We start from the raw sequence: 686 nt of genomic DNA, 5'->3' as shown, positions 1-686 counted from the left end.
GCCGGAACTTATACGGTAACTGTAACCGATGCAATGGGTTGTATCACTACGGCAACGGTAACGATCACCGAACCGCCCGTACTGGCTGCCACAACAGTTGGTAATAATGTATCGTGCTTTGGAACAGCAACAGGTTCCGCTACCGTAAATGTAACAGGAGGGACCGCACCATTTACTTACAGCTGGAACACGCTGCCGGTACAAACTGGTGCTACTGCAACAGACCTTACTGCCGGAACCTATACTGTTACAGTAACTGATGCTGCAGGTTGCGTGACTACGACTACGGTTACCATTACTGAGCCACCTGTACTGAATGCTACTGCTTCCTTCAATAATGTATCCTGCTTCGGAACAGCAACCGGATCAGCTACTGTAAATGTTACTGGTGGTACGGCTCCATATACCTACAGCTGGAACACCCTGCCAGCACAAACCGGTGCAACCGCCACCGGCCTGGTTGCTGGAACTTATACGGTAAATGTTACCGATGCAATGGGTTGTATCACTACGGCAACGGTTACGATCACTGAACCACCTGTACTGGCTGCCACAACAGTTGGTAATAATGTTGACTGCTTTGGTACAGCCACGGGATCTGCTACCGTAAATGTAATAGGCGGCACCGCTCCATTTACTTACAGCTGGAACACTTCGCCGGTACAGACAACTGCTACTGCATCTAA

General features: G+C 49.7%; 1 pseudogene. It reads left to right on the top strand.

Annotation, left to right across the window (positions count from 1 at the left end):
* Window positions 1–686, top strand: a pseudogene (locus OI18_RS23415) (hypothetical protein); the annotation flags it as partial.

The organism is Flavihumibacter solisilvae (assembly GCF_000814475.1).
In the GTDB taxonomy this organism is placed as follows: Bacteria; Bacteroidota; Bacteroidia; order Chitinophagales; family Chitinophagaceae; genus Flavihumibacter; species Flavihumibacter solisilvae.
This window is presented reverse-complemented; position numbering and strand designations above follow the sequence as displayed.